This window comes from Achromobacter sp. JUb104 (assembly GCF_024806975.1).
In the GTDB taxonomy this organism is placed as follows: Bacteria; Pseudomonadota; Gammaproteobacteria; order Burkholderiales; family Burkholderiaceae_B; genus Achromobacter; species Achromobacter spanius.
Window position 1 is genome coordinate 1,997,255 of record NZ_JANUEY010000001.1, and the last position, 17,652, is coordinate 2,014,906.

General features: G+C 65.1%; 15 protein-coding genes. 4 read left to right on the forward strand and 11 right to left on the reverse strand.

Going from position 1 to position 17,652, the window contains the following annotated elements:
* Nucleotides 1–25: 25 nt before the first annotated feature.
* From M2361_RS08990 to M2361_RS09015, 6 genes are all read right to left on the reverse strand, one after another.
* Complete coding sequence (locus M2361_RS08990) at nucleotides 26–847, reverse strand: ABC transporter substrate-binding protein (RefSeq protein WP_259248138.1); 822 nt, start codon at nucleotides 845–847, stop codon at nucleotides 26–28.
* 61 nt (nucleotides 848–908) lie between these two features.
* Nucleotides 909–2,111: an aminotransferase class I/II-fold pyridoxal phosphate-dependent enzyme gene (locus M2361_RS08995; protein ID WP_259248145.1), complete on the reverse strand. Its 1,203-nt coding sequence runs from the start codon at nucleotides 2,109–2,111 to the stop codon at nucleotides 909–911.
* Nucleotides 2,108–2,788, reverse strand: a complete 681-nt coding sequence (locus M2361_RS09000; RefSeq protein ID WP_100856002.1) for an RraA family protein — start codon at nucleotides 2,786–2,788, stop codon at nucleotides 2,108–2,110. Before M2361_RS09000 ends, M2361_RS08995 begins: the two co-directional genes overlap by 4 nt.
* Nucleotides 2,789–2,947: 159 nt before the next feature.
* Nucleotides 2,948–3,832 (reverse strand): hypothetical protein, encoded by an 885-nt coding sequence (locus tag M2361_RS09005; RefSeq protein WP_259248147.1) that lies wholly within the window; start codon nucleotides 3,830–3,832, stop codon nucleotides 2,948–2,950.
* Between the two features lie 33 nt (nucleotides 3,833–3,865).
* Nucleotides 3,866–4,477 (reverse strand): LON peptidase substrate-binding domain-containing protein, encoded by a 612-nt coding sequence (locus tag M2361_RS09010; protein WP_259248154.1) that lies wholly within the window; start codon nucleotides 4,475–4,477, stop codon nucleotides 3,866–3,868.
* A 10-nt stretch (nucleotides 4,478–4,487) separates the two neighbouring features.
* Nucleotides 4,488–4,955: a carboxymuconolactone decarboxylase family protein gene (locus tag M2361_RS09015; protein ID WP_259248155.1), complete on the reverse strand. Its 468-nt coding sequence runs from the start codon at nucleotides 4,953–4,955 to the stop codon at nucleotides 4,488–4,490.
* Nucleotides 4,956–5,111: 156 nt separating this feature from the next.
* Between M2361_RS09015 and M2361_RS09020 the strand changes: the two genes are divergently transcribed.
* A complete protein-coding gene (locus M2361_RS09020; protein ID WP_050446599.1) occupies nucleotides 5,112–5,540 on the forward strand; it encodes a VOC family protein in 429 nt (142 codons plus the stop codon).
* Nucleotides 5,541–5,616: 76 nt separating this feature from the next.
* On the opposite strand, the gene M2361_RS09025 is transcribed toward M2361_RS09020, so the two are convergent.
* Nucleotides 5,617–6,489, reverse strand: coding sequence for an IclR family transcriptional regulator (locus tag M2361_RS09025; RefSeq protein ID WP_259248157.1), 873 nt, complete (start codon nucleotides 6,487–6,489; stop codon nucleotides 5,617–5,619).
* A 209-nt stretch (nucleotides 6,490–6,698) separates the two neighbouring features.
* Here M2361_RS09025 and M2361_RS09030 point away from each other — a divergent pair, with 209 nt between their 5' ends.
* The gene (locus tag M2361_RS09030) at nucleotides 6,699–8,336 is read left to right on the forward strand and encodes a GMC family oxidoreductase (RefSeq protein WP_259248158.1); all 1,638 of its coding nucleotides are present in this window, start codon (nucleotides 6,699–6,701) and stop codon (nucleotides 8,334–8,336) included.
* A 94-nt stretch (nucleotides 8,337–8,430) separates the two neighbouring features.
* Nucleotides 8,431–9,771, forward strand: coding sequence for an MFS transporter (locus M2361_RS09035; protein WP_259248160.1), 1,341 nt, complete (start codon nucleotides 8,431–8,433; stop codon nucleotides 9,769–9,771).
* Between the two features lie 10 nt (nucleotides 9,772–9,781).
* Here M2361_RS09035 and M2361_RS09040 read toward each other — a convergent pair whose 3' ends face one another.
* From M2361_RS09040 to M2361_RS09050, 3 genes are read right to left on the reverse strand one after another with little or no spacing between them, the layout of a single operon-like run.
* Nucleotides 9,782–11,215, reverse strand: a complete 1,434-nt coding sequence (locus M2361_RS09040) for an efflux transporter outer membrane subunit (RefSeq protein WP_259248161.1) — start codon at nucleotides 11,213–11,215, stop codon at nucleotides 9,782–9,784.
* Between the two features lie 5 nt (nucleotides 11,216–11,220).
* A complete protein-coding gene (locus M2361_RS09045) occupies nucleotides 11,221–14,370 on the reverse strand; it encodes an efflux RND transporter permease subunit (protein ID WP_259248163.1) in 3,150 nt (1,049 codons plus the stop codon).
* Between the two features lie 40 nt (nucleotides 14,371–14,410).
* On the reverse strand, nucleotides 14,411–15,628 hold the full coding sequence (locus M2361_RS09050; protein ID WP_259248164.1) for an efflux RND transporter periplasmic adaptor subunit: 1,218 nt from the start codon (nucleotides 15,626–15,628) through the stop codon (nucleotides 14,411–14,413).
* A gap of 221 nt (nucleotides 15,629–15,849) precedes the next feature.
* On the opposite strand from M2361_RS09050, the gene M2361_RS09055 reads away from it, so the two are divergent.
* On the forward strand, nucleotides 15,850–16,437 hold the full coding sequence (locus M2361_RS09055) for a TetR/AcrR family transcriptional regulator (RefSeq protein ID WP_259248165.1): 588 nt from the start codon (nucleotides 15,850–15,852) through the stop codon (nucleotides 16,435–16,437).
* Here the strand turns inward: M2361_RS09055 and M2361_RS09060 are convergent, their stop codons facing one another.
* Entirely contained in the window at nucleotides 16,438–17,448 is a 1,011-nt protein-coding gene (locus tag M2361_RS09060; protein WP_259248166.1) for an aldo/keto reductase, read from the reverse strand.
* Nucleotides 17,449–17,652 lie beyond the last annotated feature (204 nt).

Below are 17,652 nucleotides of genomic sequence, written 5' to 3' on the forward strand. Positions count from 1 at the left end.
TCGGCCCTTGGCAATTGCGCGGCCATCAGCCGGCGATGGGGCCGATCTTGAACCCGCGCTCCAGCTTGTAGGGCGTGGTGGGGCCGAACCACTTGTCGAACAGCTTGGCCGCCACGCCCGAGCTCTCGGCTTCGTCCAGCGCCTGGTTCACGGTTTGCAGCATGCGCGTCTCGGACTTGCGCACGCCCAGGCCCCAGGGTTCGTCAAACACCGACTTGCCGATCACGCTGACGGGCGCCGTGGGCGGGCTTTGCAGCACCAGGCGCACCAGCACCAGTTCCGACGCAAACTGCGCATCCACCTTCTTTTGCTGCAAGGCCAGGTAGGTGGCCGAACTGTCGCCATAACCAATCACCTTGGACTTGTCCAGGATGCGCTTGATCTCGCGCTCCGAGCTGGAGCCCTTGGTGGCGCCAATGCGGTGACCGTTCAGCGCTTCGATGCTGTCCAGGCCCGAGTCCTTGCGCACCAACAGCTTTTGCGGGCTGACGTAGTAAGCGTGGCTGAACGCGATTTGTTCGGCGCGATCCGGCGAATAACCCAGGTTGGCGGCCAGGATGTCCACGCGCCCTTCGTTCAATTCCGGCACGCGCGCCGCCACCGACAGCAGCTTGTAGCTGATCTTCACGCCCAGCTTGTCGGCAACCAGCTTGCACACGTCCACGTCATAGCCCACCAACTGGCGGGTGGCGCCGTCCTGGAAGCTGAACGGTTGCGACGTGCCCAGCGTGCCGCAGACGAGTTCGCCGCGCGCCTTGATGTCGTCGACTTGATCCGCTTGCGCGGCGGCGCCCAGCGCCAGCGTGGCCAGGCCCAGGCAGGCCGCGAAGAAAGTGTGGCGTTTCATGGTTGATTCCCCTTGTGTGTTGTGTGGTGGTCAAACGGTCTAGCGTAGCAAGGCGCCGTGTTCAGGCCAGCTTGGCGCAGGCCTCGCGGATGGCGCAACAGCCTTGCTTGATATCCTCCAGCGACGCGGCAAACGACAGCCGGAACGTGCCCGGCGCGCCATAGGCGTTGCCATCGATCACGGCCACGCCCGCCTCGCGCAGCAAGTAATGCGTCAGGTCGGTGTCGGTGGCGATCACGTCGCCGGCGGGCGTCTTCTTGCCCAGCAGGCCCGAGCAGTCCGGAAACACGTAGAACGCGCCTTGCGGCACGACGATGCTCAGGCCCGGCGTACCGGACAGCTCGGCAACCGCCAGGTCGCGGCGCTTTTTGAAAACCTTGGCGAATTCGGTCACGCAGTCCTGTGGGCCGGACAAGGCCTCCAACGCCGCCGCCTGGCTGACCGACGACGCGCCCGACGTGCTTTGTGATTGCAGAATCGCCATCGCCTTGATCAATTCGTCGGGCCCCGCGCCATAGCCGATGCGCCAGCCCGTCATGGCGTAGGCCTTGGACACGCCGTTGACCACCAGCGTGCGGTCGGCCAGTGCGGGCGCCACCTGCAGCGGGTGCACCGTCGGCTCGTCCGTGAAATTGAGCCGGGCGTAGATGTCGTCCGTCATCAGCCAGACGTGCGGATGGCGCTTGAGCACGTCGGTCAGCCCGCGCAATTCGTCGGCGGTATAGACCGAGCCGGTAGGGTTGCTGGGCGCGTTCATCATCAACCACTTGGTGCGCGGCGTGATGGCTTGTTCCAGCGCCTGGGGCGTGAGCTTGTAGTCCGTTGCCGGCAAGGTCTGCACCACGACCGGCACACCGCCGTTGACCAGCACCATGTCGGGGTACGACACCCAGAACGGCGCGGGAATCAGCACCTCGTCACCGTCATTCAGCGTGGCGGCCAGGCCGTTGAAAATCACCTGTTTGGCGCCGGTGCTCACGATGATCCGCGCCACGGGATAGTCCACGCCCGTGGCGGCTTGCACATGGCCGCGCGCGGCCCGGCGCAACGCCGCCGTGCCCTGGGCAGGCGGGTATTTGGTTTCACCGCGATTCATCGCGGCAGTGGCGGCCTGGCGAATATGTTCCGGCGTTGAAAAATCGGGTTCGCCAATCGTCAGGTCGATGATGCGGCGGCCTTGTTCGCGCAGTTCGGCGATGATGGCGCGCGCAGCGACGCTGGGCGACAGCTTGATGCGCTTGATGCGGTCGGCAATGATGCTCATTTGGCGCCGCCCGTCTTTTCGGCAATGGTCTTTGCCAACCACGGCTTGGTGTAGGTGCCGGCGCGCAGCTTTTCCTTGGCCACGGCTTCGTCGGCTTCCTTCTTTTGCGCCAGGGCCAGTACGGCGGCCGCGTGTTCGGCGGGAATCACCACCACGCCGTCGGCATCGCCCACGACCACATCGCCCGGGTTGACCACCTGCCCGCCCACGGACACCGGCACGTTGATTTCGCCCGGGCCGTCCTTATACGGACCCTTGTGCGACACGGCACGCGCGAAGCAGCCGAATTCGCCTTGGCCGAAGACGTCCACGTCGCGCACCGCGCCGTCGATGACAAAGCCCGCGATGCCACGCGACTGCGCGTCCATCATCATCAGTTCGCCAACCAGCGCGTTACTGGCGTCGCCCGCGCCATCGACAACGATGACGTCGCCCGCGGCGCCCATCGAAATTGCCTGATGAATCAACAGGTTGTCACCGGGACGGGTCTTGACGGTCAGCGCCAGGCCAACCATGCGGCGCGTGCCGCCGTGCATCGGGCGCAGGCCCGACACGCCGTACAGGCGATTCATGCAGTCGCTGATCTGGGCGGAGCCGATATCGGCAAAGCTGGCCAGCACGTCGGCGGCCACGGCCGGCGCCGACCGAGAAAGAATGCGAAATCCGATGGGAGTCATAAGAAAGTCGAGGGGGTGAATGCGTCAAGCGGTTAAGCGAATACGCATTACAAAGCCCCGCGCACCTTTCCTCAAAACGATATAAATTCCCAGCGAACCAGGAATTTTTTTCGTGCATACGTCTGTTAAGGGTTATCCCTTATTCGTAATCACGAGCGCTTAATCGTCCCCGCCGCCGTTGGCGGCCCGCGCTTCCGACAGTGCGATCGTCAGGTTGACGACCTTCTTCTTCAACTGGTCGCGCTCTTCCGTAACGCGCGCCAGCACCCCTCGCAAGCGCGCCACTTCCGCCGGCAGGTCGGCGATGTGTTCGATGGGCACTTCGGGCGGGGCTTCGCGGGGCGGCGGCGCCTTGGCCAGGCGCACTTCGCGCGCAGCTTGTTGCAGTTCTTTCTTGCCGCCCGCCACGGCCGCCGCCTGGCGCTCGGGCGGCAATGACGCCACCGCTGCTGCCGCATTGATGGAAATGGCGCCCTCTTTCACAGCGCGCACCAGTTCCGGCGCGGCGGCTTTCTGAATCTTTTCGATCTGCCCCAGGGTGTTGCTGCTGATGCGCGCGGCGCGCGCCAGTGCCTGGCGGCTGGGCACGGGCGGCGTCCATGACATGTTGGGCGGCAGGCGCGGGGCGCCATCGGCGGGCGCGCCGTCGTCCTCATCCCAAGGCGGTGATCCATCCGCCTGCTGCGCGTCGGGCGCGGCCTCGGGTGCCTCGGGCGGTGTGCGCGCCAGCAAAATTTCCTTCTTGCGCAACGCCAGCACGCCGCGCTGGAAGTCCGACACGCTGCGGCGTCCCAGATGGTTTTCGATCATCCACAGATGCACGTCTTCCATCGACTTGAACGTGGTGTTCTGGCGCGTCTGGAATTCAATGCCGTGCTTCTTGCATAAGGCGTAGCGGTTGTGCCCGTCCACCAGCAGGTCGCCCCACAGCACCAACGCATCGCGGCAGCCTTCGGCCAGCAGGCTGCGTTCCAGCGCCTCGTGCTCGTCTTCGGTCAAGGGGTCTATGTAGGCGCGCAGGCCGTCGTCTATCCTGATTTCCATGGTGTCCAATTCGTTGATCTTGTCGGGCTGACGCTACGTCAGCCCCTGGCCGCGCAGAAAATCCTGAACCGCCGCCAGCCTTGCCACCGGGTCCGTCAGGCCCAGCAGACGGGTCTTGTCGTCAGGCGGCAGCGGCAGCAGTTCGCACCAGCGGTCCGCCACCCAGCCGCTGTCGTCCAGCCGGAACGGCGGTGCAATCGGCATCTTGTCGGCAGGCACGCCCTCTTGCTGCCATTGCGCCACCAGGCGCCCCAACGCATCGGCGCTGGGCTGCATGGAGGCTGGCACGGGCGTGGGCGGATCGTCGGCAATGGGCTCGGCCTGACCCATCCAAAGGCCGTATTTTGCCACTTCGCTGGAAAGCAGCCGAAACCGACTGCCGCCAATACAGCGCACTTGCAGCAAGGCGGGCATGGGCGCGTCCCACGAGGCGATGCGCGCCATGGTGCCCAGCGGCGCCAGCGTCTCGACGCCCTCGGGCGAACGGACTTCGTTGCCCGCCAGCAAGCCCACCACGCCGAACTCGCTGCCATCCGCGATGCAGCGACGGATCATATCCAGATAGCGCACCTCGAAAATGCGCAGATGCAGCACACCAGCGGGAAATAGCGCGTTGGATAAGGGAAACAGCGGAATCAGCGCCATGGCCGGCTCCTTATTTGAGGGGGGAAGCGGTAGGGTCAAACCCGGTGTTGTCGACCCCGTTGGTGTTGAATCCGCCAACGTCGAACGCGGCATCCACCGGCACCTGCATGGCCGTCACCATGGCGTTGGTCTGCGCCGCCATGCCGATCACCGACAGCAGCTCGGCATGCTGGCCATCGGTCATGCCCCGGGCCTTGGCCGCCGCCGTGTGCGAATGCACGCAGTACGAGCAACCATTAGCGGTGGACACGGCGATATAGATCATCTCGCGCACCAGCGGCGACAGTTCGCCGTCGGCCATCATGACTTGCTTCAACTGCGCCCACACACGCTGCAACTGCGGGGGATCGTTCGCCAGCGCGCGCCAGAAATTATTCACAAAATCAGACTTGCGCGTCGCCCGGATGTCTTCGAATACCGCCCAGGCCTGGGGGCTGTTGCGGACCTCGTCATCCGATAGCAGTTTGACCGTGCTCATGCCATTTTTTCCTTTGCGAAGACCTCTGTCAGGCGAAATTTACCGTCAAGCGGCTACAGTGCGTACTTTGCCGGCTCCTTCGGGTACCGTGGGCCGGGTTTTCCATCATAGTGCGGCAGCGCAGCGCGCACCCGCCCCCCAAAAAAAGGAAACATCATGCCCCAGCTATCCGCCTATCTCAGTTTTGACGGCAACTGCGCGGACGCCATGCGCTTCTATGAGCGCGTGCTGGGCGGCCGCCTTGAAACCCTGATCCGCTACGCCGATGCGCCTTCAGATGCGGCAATGCCCGCCCTGTCACCCGAGGACGCCGAGCGCGTCATGGTGGCCCGCCTGGTGCTGGACGAGCAGACGCTGCTGGGCAGCGACGCCACCAGCGGCCATCCCTATCCCGGCAAGCAGGGCATTGCCCTGGCCCTGGTCTACCCCACGGTGTCCGACGCCCAGCGCGTCTTCGACCAATTGGCCGACGGTGGCAACGTGACGATGCCATTGCAGAAAACATTCTGGGCAGACGCGTATGGCGCGTTGCTGGACCGATTTGGAACGCGCTGGATGGTCAGCGGCGGCAAGATCACGCATTAAGGCGTGTGTGGCATGGCACGGGGTCGCCCGCCGCGGGATTGCCCGCCACGGGATCGCCCGCCGCGCCTTCAGTGTCTCAAGCCCCCGGCCGATGCAACGCCAGCACATCGTGCAGCGATTGCGCCGCGCGTTGCAGCACAGGCACGGCGCGCAGCAGGTCGTCCAGCATGACGCGGGCCGTGGGCGCGTGGCACGCCACCGCCGCCACCACCCGGTCCTCGGCATCCTTCACCGGCACCGCCACCGCGCTCATGCCGCGCACGAATTCTTCGTTGTCGATACCGATGCCGCGCGCGGCCAGGCGTTCCAGTTCTTCTTCCAATTGCGCGGGGTCGGTCAAGGTGCGCGGCGTGTTGCGCGTCAGCGGTAGCCGGGCCAGCACGCGGCCCCGTTCCAGCCGGTTCATCGACGCCAGGAACAGCTTGCCGCTGGCCGTGCAATGCATGGGCACATGGCTGCCCACCGCGAAGAACAGCCGCAAGGGCTCCGACGTTTCCACGCGTTCCATATAGACCACGCGGTCGCCGTCGGGTGCGGTCAGGTTGCAGGTTTCGCCCAGGGTGCCCACCAGTTGCGCCAGCACCGCGCGGCAGGCCCGCGTAAACGCCGATGCGTGCAAGGTGGCCAGCGCCAGCGACGTGGCTTGTGGCCCCGGCACAAAGCCATGTTCGGTAGGCGTGGACGCCACGAAACCCGCGCGCTGCATCGCGGCCAGCAGCCGCATCAGCGTGGTCTTGGGCATGTTCAAGCGCTGCGCAAGCTGCGCCAAGGTGGGGGGATGCTGGGCGCGCGCCAGGTGTTCCAGCACCACCAGGGCGCGCAGTGAACGTGCGGCCTCTTGTTGCTGCTCGGGCGTGTCGCCTTCCCCACTCGACTTCACCCCCGCCTCCGGCTTGGCCGCCGATGCTGCACTGCGATTTTGAAACCGAAGTTGCATGTTCCGTTCCATTTGTCCGCCCCCACGCGCGTTGTGCTTTGTTCTACGCGCCTGCTTTCTAGAATCGCCACAGATGTCCAGCCGGTTCCCGCCTCAACACCGGATGGGATCGAGCCAGTATATAAGTGCGCCCCGCCGCAACAAGCAGGGAAAACGCGCCGTCATGGCGCGGTGCGGGTTGCTTCGGCACAGGCGGCACAACAACAGGGAGACAAGGCGATATGTCCGATACCGTGGATGTCATCGTGGTGGGCGCCGGCTCGGCCGGATGCGTGATGGCCAATCGGCTTAGCGCCGACGGCGCGCACGCCGTCTGCCTGCTGGAAGCCGGCCCCAGGGACACTTACCCCTGGATCCACATTCCCATCGGCTACGGCAAGACCATGTTCCACAAGGTGGTGAACTGGGGCTACTACACCGACCCCGATCCCAACATGCTGGGCCGCCGCATCTACTGGCCGCGCGGGCGCACCTTGGGCGGCTCCAGCGCCATCAACGGCCTGATCTACATCCGCGGCCAGCGCGCCGACTACGACGCCTGGGCGCGCGCGGGCAACCCCGGCTGGGGCTGGGACGACTGCCTGCCCTACTTTCGCAAACTGGAAAACAACGACCTGGGCGCAGGCCCCACCCGGGGCGTGGACGGCCCCTTGAACGCTACGTCCATCAAGACGCCGCATCCGCTGGTGGAAGCGATGATCGCCGCCGCCGGAACGCTGGGCGTGCCCGCTGTGCGGGACTTCAACACGGGCGACCAGGAAGGCGTGGGCTACTACCAACTGACCACTCGCAACGGCCGCCGCTGCTCCACCGCCGTGGCCTACTTGCGGCCCGCCGAAGACCGCCCCAACCTGCGCGTGGAAACCGATGCCCACGCCATGGCGATTCTGTTTGAAGGCGGACGCGCCTGCGGCGTGCGCTACCGGCAAGGCGGCCAGGTGCGAACGCTACGCGCGCGGCGCGAGGTAGTGCTATGCGCGGGCGCGCTGCAATCGCCGCAGTTGCTGCAACTATCGGGCGTGGGGCCGGCCGCGCTGCTGCGCCAGTTTGGTATCCGCGTGGTGCGCGACCTGCCCGGCGTCGGTGAAAACCTGCAAGACCACTTGCAGATCCGGCTGATCTACGAAACCACGCAGCCCATCACCACCAACGACCAGTTGCGCAGCCTGCATGGGCGCGTGCGCATGGGCTTGCAATGGCTGCTGTTCCGGGGCGGCCCGCTGGCGGTCGGCATCAACCAGGGCGGCCTGTTCTGCCGGGTGGACCCGGCCAGCCAAACGCCCGACACCCAGTACCACTTCGCCACGCTGTCGGCCGACATGGCCGGCGGCAAGGTGCATCCGTTTTCAGGATGCACGTATTCCGTCTGCCAGTTGCGCCCGACGTCACGCGGCCAGGTGCGGCTGCGCAGCGCGGACCCGTTCGAAGCGCCGTCCATGCAGGCCAACTACCTGTCCACGGAACTGGACCGCGGCATGACCGTGGCGGCCGTCAAGCATGCGCGGCGACTGGCCGCGACCGAGCCGCTGGCCGGGCTGATGAAACGCGAGTTCCGGCCCGGGCCCGACGTGCGCACGGATGACGACATCCTGCTTTTCTGCCGCGAACATGGGGCCACCATCTTCCACCCCTCGGGCACGGCCAAGATGGGGCCGCGCAGCGATCCGATGGCGGTGGTGGACGAACGCCTGCGGGTACATGGGGTGGCCGGACTGCGGGTGGTGGACTGCTCCATCATGCCCACGCTGGTCTCGGGCAACACCAATGCGCCCGTGGTGATGCTGGCCGAGCGCGCGGCCGATTTCATGCTGGAAGATTTCAAGCTGTCCCGGCGCCGGGCGGATCTTGTCACCGCCTGATCTCCCCCCATCGACAAGGAAGTCCCCCAACGAAGCTCAAGCCAGACCCGCGCACGGCGCCGCAGAGCGCCCCGCCCCATCAAAGGAGACTGCAATGCCCAAGCAAAACGAAGCCGCGGTACGCAAGGTCGTCACCGCATCACTGATCGGCGCCACCATCGAGTGGTACGACTTTTTTCTATACGGTGTGGTGGCCGGCATCGTATTCAACAAGCTGTACTTTCCCACCGGCGACCCGCTGGTCTCCACCATGCTGGCCTACACCACCTTCGCGGTCGGCTTCATCACCCGGCCGCTGGGCGGGCTGATCTTCGGCCACTTCGGCGACCGCATCGGCCGCAAGAGCATGCTGGTGATGACGCTGATGATCATGGGCGTGTCCACCTTCCTGATCGGCCTGGTGCCCACCTACGACAGCATCGGCGTGTGGGCGCCCATCCTGTTGCTGCTGCTGCGCATCTTCCAGGGCATCGGCCTGGGCGGTGAATGGGGCGGCGCGGTGTTGATGGCCTACGAATACGCGCCGTCGGGCAAGAAAGGCTTTTATGCGTCGCTGCCGCAGATCGGGCTGGCGATCGGGCTGTGCCTGGCGTCCGGCACGGTGGCGCTGCTGTCCACCTTGCTGACCGACGAACAGTTCATGGCCTGGGGCTGGCGCATCGCCTTCCTGGCGTCCGCCGCCATGGTGCTGGTGGGCATGTACATCCGGCTGAACATCAAGGAAACGCCGGAGTTCACGGCCGTTAAGGCCAACAATGCCGAAAGCCGCATTCCGTTCTTCGACATGCTCAAGCGCTACCCCGGCAACGTGTTCAAGGGCATGGGCGCGCGCTACATCGACGGCGTGTTCTTCAACGTGTTCGGCGTGTTTTCCATTTCGTACCTGACGCAGACCGTGCAGATCACCCGCACCGAGGCGCTGATCGGCGTCATGGCCGCCGCGCTGGTGATGTGCTTTTTCATCCCCTTCTTCGGCCGCTTGTCCGACCGCATCGGCCGAACGCGCGTCTACTTCTGGGGCTCGTTGATCACGGCGCTGGCGTCGTTTCCCGGCTTCTGGCTGATGCTGAACAGCCAGGGCAACGTGATGCTGATCTGGCTTGCCATCATCATCCCGTTCGGCATCTTCTACGCCGCCGTGTACGGACCCGAAGCCGCGCTGTTCTGCGAGCTCTTCGACGCCAAGGTGCGCTACACGGGGATTTCGTTCGTGTACCAGTTCTCGGGCATCTTCGCCTCGGGCATCACGCCCATCATCGCCACCGCGCTACTGAAGACGGGCGGTGGGCAGCCATGGCTGATCTGCCTGTACGTGCTGTTCGCCGGCGCGGTATCGGCGTGGTGCGCGTGGCTGATCGGGCGTGGCAAGCCCGCCGAAGACCCGGTCGCGCAGTCTTCGGCACCCCTGCCTCGCGCGGGCTTGCGCAAGGCCTGAGCGTGGCCGTTCAGTTGGCTTGCGCCACGGGCGGCTGGACGCCGGTCCAGCCGCCACCCAGCGCCTTGAACAAGGTCGCCAGCGCAATCTGGCGCTGCGTGCTGACCTCGATATAGGTCAACTGATCCGTGAACGCACTGCGCTGCGCGTCCAGATAGCGCAGATGGCTGTCCACGCCACCGCGATAGCGCGCTTCCGACAGCCGCATCGCTTCCTGGCTGGACTCGGCCAAGGCCCGCCGCGAGGCCTCTTCGCGCCGCAAGGTATCCGTGGCGGCCAGCGCGTCGGATACCTCTTTGAACGCGGTCTGGATCGCCAACTCGTACTGCGCCACGGCGATGTCCTTGCGCACCGTTGCCAGGTCCAGGTTGGCCACATTGCGACCGCCCGAGAAAATGGGCAGCGTGATCTGCGGCGTGAACGACCAAGCCCGCTGACCACCGCCGAACAGGTCGGACAGGTCCGCGCTGGACGAACCGAACAGGCCCGTCAGCGTAATGCTGGGAAAGAACGCCGCCCGCGCCGCGCCGATGCTGGCGTTGCGCGCTTGCAGTTCATGTTCGGCGGCCAGGATGTCGGGCCGGCGCTCCAGCAGTTCCGACGGCGCACCCGCCGCAATCTCCTGCACCAGCACGGGCGACGTGGGCAGTTGCTGGGGCAGGTAGGGACGCAGATCGTTCACGCCCACCAACAGGGCCAGCGCGTTGCCGGCTTGACGGACTTCGCGGTCGATGCGCTCGCGCTCGGCGCGTGCCTGTTCGGTCAGGCCCAAGGCCTCTTGGTAGTCCAGCGCCGTGGCCGCGCCGGCCTGGCGCCGCTGGGCGGTCAGGTGCAGCGACGCCTCGCGGCTGGCCAGCGTCTGCTCGGTGACTTGCAGGCGGCGCATCGCGCTGTCGCGCGTGAGATACGCCTGTATCACTTCAGCCACCAAGCTGATGCGGGTGCTGTGCGCGGTTTCCTCGGTGGCCAGATAGCTTTGCAGCGCGGCGTCCGACAGGCTGCGCACGCGGCCAAACAGGTCGATCTCGAACGAGGTCAGCCCAATACCGGCCTGGTAGCTGCTTTGCACGGCCGAACTGCCCGTGCTGTTCAGGTCACCCGGCACCCGCTGCCGCGTGCCCGTGCCTTGCGCGTTGATGCCCGGCAGGCGGTCGGCGCGTTCAATGCGGTACTGCGCGCGAGCCGCCTCGATATTCAGCACGGCCTGGCGCAGGTCGCGGTTATTGTCCAGCGCCAGCGCCACCAGTTGGCGCAAGCGTTCGTCGGTAACGAAGGCCTGCCAGTCCAGCGTGCCGGCCGCCGACGGCGCCGAGGCCTCCGGTTGGCCGAACTGCGTGGGGATGGGGGCATCAGGCCGTTGATAGACGGGCGCCATCGAGCAGCCGGCCAGCGCCGCCGTCACCATCAGGGCGCCCAGGGTGCGCGAAAAAGAAGTTTGCATCATGACTGTCATTCCTCGGCCGTGCGCGTGGCAGGCAAGGCATCGGGGGCCGGCTTGCTGCGATTCTTCGGCAGCAGCGACAGCACCCAGACAAAGAAGATGGGCACGAAAATCACGCCCAACAAGGTGGCGGTCAGCATGCCGCCGATCACGCCCACGCCCAAGGCACGCTGGCTGGCCGCGCCCGCGCCGCTGGCCAGCGCCAGGGGCACCACGCCCAGAATGAACGCCAGCGACGTCATCACGATGGGGCGAAAGCGCAGCTTGGCGGCCTGGATGGCGGCGTCCGCCAACGAATGGCCCTGTTCGCGCAGGCTCTTGGCGAACTCCACGATCAGGATGGCGTTCTTGGCCGCCAAGCCGATGATGGTGATCAGGCCCACCTTGAAATACACATCGTTGGACATGCCCAGCACGGTTACGGCCAACACCGAACCCAGCGCGCCGATCGGCACGATCAGCATCACCGACGCCGGAATGGCCCAGCTTTCATACAGCGCGACCATCAGCAGGAACACCACCAGGAACGCCAGCGCGAACAGCATGGGCGCCTGCGCCCCAGCGAATTTCTCTTGGTACGACAGGCCGGTCCATTCGTAGCCAATGCCGTTGGGCAGTTCGGACACGATCTTTTCAATCACGGCCATGGCCTCGCCCGTGCTGTGCCCCGGCATCGCGTCGCCCGCGATCTTGAACGCGGGGTAGCCGTTGTAGCGCGAGATCTGCACGGGGCCATTTTCCCAATCGGTCTTGACGAAGGCCGACAGCGGCACCATGCCTCCCGACTTGTTCGGCACGTTCAGCATCAGGATGCTTTCGGGCGTCATCCGGTCACGCACGTCGGCCTGCACCACCACGCGCTGCAAGCGCCCGGCGTTGGCAAAGTCGTTGACGGTGGCCGAGCCATAGGCCGACGAGATCGCCGTGCTGATCGTGTCAAAGCCCACGCCCAGCGCTTCGGCCTTCTGGCGGTCGATGTCCAGGCGCAACTGCGGCGCGTCGGCCAGGCCTTCCATCATGGCGTAGGCGATGACGGGCGAGCTATTGGCCTTGGCCAGCAATTGGTTGCGTGCATCGGTCAGCGCCTGGCGGCCCAAGCCGCCTCGGTCTTGCAGGCGCAGCGCAAACCCGCCTGAGTTGCCCAAGCCGTCGATGGGCGGCGGGTTCACGGCCATGATGGAACCGTCCGGGATCACCGCGAAGCGTTCGTTCACGCCCGCCGCGACGTCAGAGGCGGCTTGACCCTTGCCGCGTTCAGACCAGTCTTTCAGCGTGGGAAACGCAATGCCCGCGTTCTGGCCGGTGCCCGAAAAGCTGAAGCCCATCACGGTAAAGGCGTCGCCCATCGCGTCCAGCGACATCAGGTGTTCCTCGACATCCGCCACGACCTTGTCGGTGCGGTTGTAGGTGGCGCCCGGCGGCAACTGCACGTCCACGATGACGTAGCCCTGGTCTTCGGCCGGCACGAAGGATTCCGGCACGCGCACGTACAACACGCCCAGCACCGCCACGATGGCCACATAGATCACCATGTAGCGGCCGGTGCGCTTGACCAGCCGCGAGTTCAGCGCTTCGAAGCGCCCGGTCAGGCGGTTGAACATGCGGTTGAAGCCGCCGAAGAAGCCCTTCTTTTCGTCGTGATGTCCCTTCGGGATGGGCTTGAGAAAGGTGGCGCACAACGCCGGCGTGAAGGTCAGCGCCAAGAAGCCCGAGAACAGAATCGACACCGCCAGCGACAGCGAGAACTGCTGGTAAATCACGCCCACCGAGCCGCTCATGAAGGCCAGCGGCAGGAACACGGCGGACAGCACCAGCGTGATGCCGATGATGGCGCCCGATACCTGCTCCATGGCTTTGATCGTGGCCTCGCGCGGGGGCAGGCCCTCTTCGGCCATGATGCGTTCCACGTTTTCGACCACCACGATGGCGTCGTCCACCAGGATGCCGATGGCCAGCACCATGCCGAACATCGTCATCATGTTGACCGAGAAGCCCAGCACCGACATCACCCCGAACGTGCCCAACAAGCAGACCGGCACGACGATGGTTGGGATAAGCGTGTAGCGGAAATTCTGCAGGAACAGGAACATCACCAGGAAGACCAACACCATGGCTTCCAGCAGCGTATGCACGACCTTGGTGATGGCCACGCTGACAAAGCGCGAGGTATCAAAAGGCACCGAGAATTCCACGTCCTCGGGGAACGAGGCCGACAATTCCTGCAAGCGCGCCTTCACGGCCTTGACCGTGTCGATGGCGTTGGCGCCGGGCGCCAACTGCACGGCCGCGCCCACCGACTTCTTGCCGTTCAAGCGCGTTTCAAAGTCGTAGCTCTGACGCCCGACTTCCAGGCGCGCCACGTCCGACAGATGCACGACCGAGCCATCCGCGTTCGCGCGCAGCACGATGTTGCCGAATTCCTCCGGCGAATCCAGCATGCCCTTGACGGCCAGCGTAGCCGTCAGCTCTTGCTCGGGCGAACCGGGGCGGCTGCCGAAACTGCCGGCCGGCACCTGCACGTTCTGGGCCGCGATGGCCGCGTTGACGTCCGCCACCGACAGGCCCAGGCCCAGCAGTTTCTGCGGGTCGATCCACACGCGCATGGCCGCTTCGGCGCCAAAGAACTGCACCTTGCCCACGCCTTTGACGCGGCGGATTTCGTTGTTGATGTGACGCGCGGCATAGTCCGACAAGCCCACCACGTCCTTGTGCGCGTCTTCGCCCTTGTAGGTCAGCGCGTAGATCATCAGGAAGTTCGAGCTGGCCTGCTCCACCTGCAAGCCCTGCTGCGTAACCGCCTGCGGCAAGCGTGCTTCCGCCTTCTTGATGCGGTTCTGCACGTCCACCTGCGCCAGGTCCGGGTCCATGCCCGGTTCGAACGTGACGGTGATTTCAGCGCTGCCGCTAGAACTGCTGGACGACTCGTAATACAGCATGTTCTTGGCGCCGTTCAGCTCTTCTTCGATGACGCTCGTCACCGAATCCACCAGCACCGAGGCCGACGCGCCGGGATAGGTGGCGGCAATGGTCACCTGGGGCGGCGCCACTACCGGAAATTGCGACACCGGCAGCGACGGAATCGCCAGCAAGCCCGCCAGCGAAATGAAGATGGCCACCACCCACGCAAAATTGGGGCGGCCAATAAAAAACTTGGACATGATCTACCTTTGGGAATGCACGCAGTGCGTGGGCGGCTGCTTAGTTCGCGGCATGGGCGGGAGCCTCGGCGGCCGCCGCGTTGCTTGCCGCGTTGTTCACCGCAACGCGTGCTTGTTCAGCGGGCGGCGCCACGCTGACTTTCTGGCCGGGCACGGCGGCCGACACCCCGCCGACGATCACGCGGTCGCCCACCGCCAGGCCGTCGACGATGTGCCAGTCCGAGCCGCGCATCGTGCCGGTTTGCACGGCGCGTGATTCCACCACGTCGTCCTTGCCCACCAGCATCACCTGCGGTTTGCCATCGGTGCTGCGCGTGACCGCGCGCTGCGGAACCAGGATGGCGTTCGGGTCCACGCCCTGCTTTGTTTCCACGCGCACGTACATGCCGGGCAACAGCAACACATCGGGGTTGGCGAATTCGCCGCGCACCGACACCTGGCCCGTTGTCCGGTCTACCGCGATGTCCGAGAACAGCAGCTTGCCGCTACGGCGTTCGTCCGTGCCGTCGATCGTGATCGAGATGCTGGCGCCCTCGCCCTGCCCCAGGCTGCCGTTCTGCAACGCCGCGCGCATGCGCAGCATGTCGGCCACGGGCTGGTTGAAGTCGACGTAGATGGGGTCCAGTTGCTGGATCGTTGCCATGGCGGTGGCTTCGTTCTGGCCAACCAGCGCGCCTTCGGTCACCTGCGCACGGCCGATGCGGCCAGAGATCGGCGCCTTGACGGTGGCGTAGTCCAGGTTCAGTTGCGCGGTCTCGACGTCGGCCTGGGCCGACCGGCGCGCGGCCTGGGCGCTTTTCAGCGTGGTGGTGGCGGTGTCGAAATCCTGCTGGCTGACGGCTTCGATCTTCACCAAGGGGGTGTAGCGCTTCAAGATGGCCTGCGCGTCGGCCACGGCGGCGTCCGCCTTGGCCAGCTCGCCCTGGGCGCGCGACAGCGCGGCCTTGAACGGCGCGGGGTCGATGCGGAACAGCACATCGCCCGCCTTCACATCGGCGCCTTCCTCAAAGTTGCGGGTCAACACGATGCCCGCCACGCGGGCACGCACTTCGGCCACCCGAACCGGTTCGACGCGCCCGGGCAAGGTGCTGGACAGCGCGTAGCGCTGCGCTTGCACCTCAACCACCTGCACCGGACGTGGCGTGTCGGCCTGCGCCTGGTTGGAGCTTTCGCCGCCGCAGCCGGCCAGAACCAAAGTCAAGCCCAGGGCCGCCACCAATGCCGTTGCAGGCAAGCGCCGCTTCATCTGAATCTTCATTTTTTTACCTTGCGCCCCGCGGCACTGTTTTTTCACCAAGTGGCGGATGCTACTGGAAAGATTGATTTGAATCAATAACGACTCATTTGATTATCAAAAGTTCATCAAAGAAGTTTCAAAAGCTTTTGCTTGTCAAAAACGCAAAAGTTTGCACAAGATGAATCTCGCGTGCTCCAATACCCCGCAAATGGGGATCTCACACACATAACAGAGGGAAGGCGATGTCTGACGACGCAGGGCACGAACGGTATTTGGTCGCGTTGGCGTTGGCGATGGTGGACCAGCCGCGCGCCACCTTGCAGGAACTGGCCAAGGCCGTGGGCGTCAGCAAGGCGACGCTATACCGCTTCTGTCAGACGCGGGACCAACTGGTCCTGCGGCTTACGACGCATTGCGCGCACATCATGAAGAAGGCGATGGCGGATTCGCATCTGGATACCGCGCCGCCGCGCGAGGCGCTACGCAACCTGATTCAGCAGAACATGGCGCACAAGGAATTGACGGCGTTCCTGATGTACCACTGGAAGCCCGACAACGAGCAGCAGCCCGACATCATGAGCAGTTGGTCGGGCTATCAGGAGTCGTTGGATGCGTTCTTTCTGCGCGGCCAGCGCGAAGGCGCCTTCCGCGTGGACATTCCGGCGGCGGCGCTGACGGAAATGTTCTTTGGCGTGCTGACCAGCATGGTGGACGCCGAACGACGCGGGCGCGTCGCACGGCTGGGCATTGCGTCCGTGGTCGAGCAGATGATGCTGCACGGCATAGCCAGCGAGCCGGTGCGCGCCCCGGCCCAGGGCGCACCGGCCTGATCAGGCGCTGGCGACGGGGCGACCGAAGAACGGGTAGTTCGGGTCGTTATAGCCGTGGCTGGACGCATGGCCCGGGACGACCCAACCGTCCACGATGGCTTCGTCTTCGGGCGTGATGGTGACGTCCAGCGCCGCGTAGTAGTCGTCCATTTGCGCCAGCGTGCGCGGGCCGGCGATCACGCCGGTGATGATCGGGTTGGCCAAGACCCAGGCGGTCGCGAAATGGCCCGGCAGCACACCACGCGCGGCGCTGTGCTGCACCAGTTGCTGGGCAATCTGTAGCGACTCTTCGCGGAATTCCGTGGCCAGCATGCGGCGGTCGCCGCGCCCGGCACGGGTATCGGCGGCGGGCGCCTGGCCCGGCAGATACTTGCCCGTGAGCACCCCGCGCGCGATGGGGCTGTAGGGCACCACGCCCAGGCCGTAGTGCTTGCACGCCGGCAGGATTTCCACTTCAGGGCCACGGTTCAGCATGTTGTAGTAGGGCTGGCACACCACCGGCTGCGGCACGCCCATTTTTTCGCAAAGACGCATCACTTCGGCAATGCGCCATCCCCGGAAGTTCGACAAACCGAAGCTGCGCAGCTTGCCCGCGCGGATCAGGTCGCCCAGCGCCCACAGCGCCTCTTCCAGATTTTCTTCGTGAAAGTCGCGGTGCAGGTACAGGATGTCCATGAAGTCCGTACCCATGCGCGCCAGGCTTTGCTCCACGCCGCGCATCAGCCACTGGCGCGAGTAATGCGACTGGTTCGGCCCCTTGCCGACCGGGTTGCCGATCTTGCTGGCCAACACCCAGTCATGGCGCTGCCCTTGCAGAAGCTTGCCCACCACTTCTTCCGAGCGGCCTTCGTTGTAGACATCGGCCGTATCGATGAAGTTGACGCCATGGTCGCGCGCCGACGCAACGATGCGGGCGGCCTCGTCATCCGGCGTCTGCTCGCCAAACATCATGGTGCCCAGGCACAAGGGCGAAACGCGAAGATTGCTGGTTCCCAGTCGACGGTATTTCATGGGACATTTCCCTTTCAAATGTAGGATGGGTGAAGCGCGAATATGCACGCCAAAAGAAAATTAAGGCGGAACGCGCGCAACCCATCGGGCGGCCCAGGCCTCGCGACGATTGTTCCTATATAGAGGCCATCACAAGAAAACCGGATAGGAATCGTCGCAAGAAAACCGTTGCGCTGCTTGATGGGTTGCGCGCGTTCGACGCCT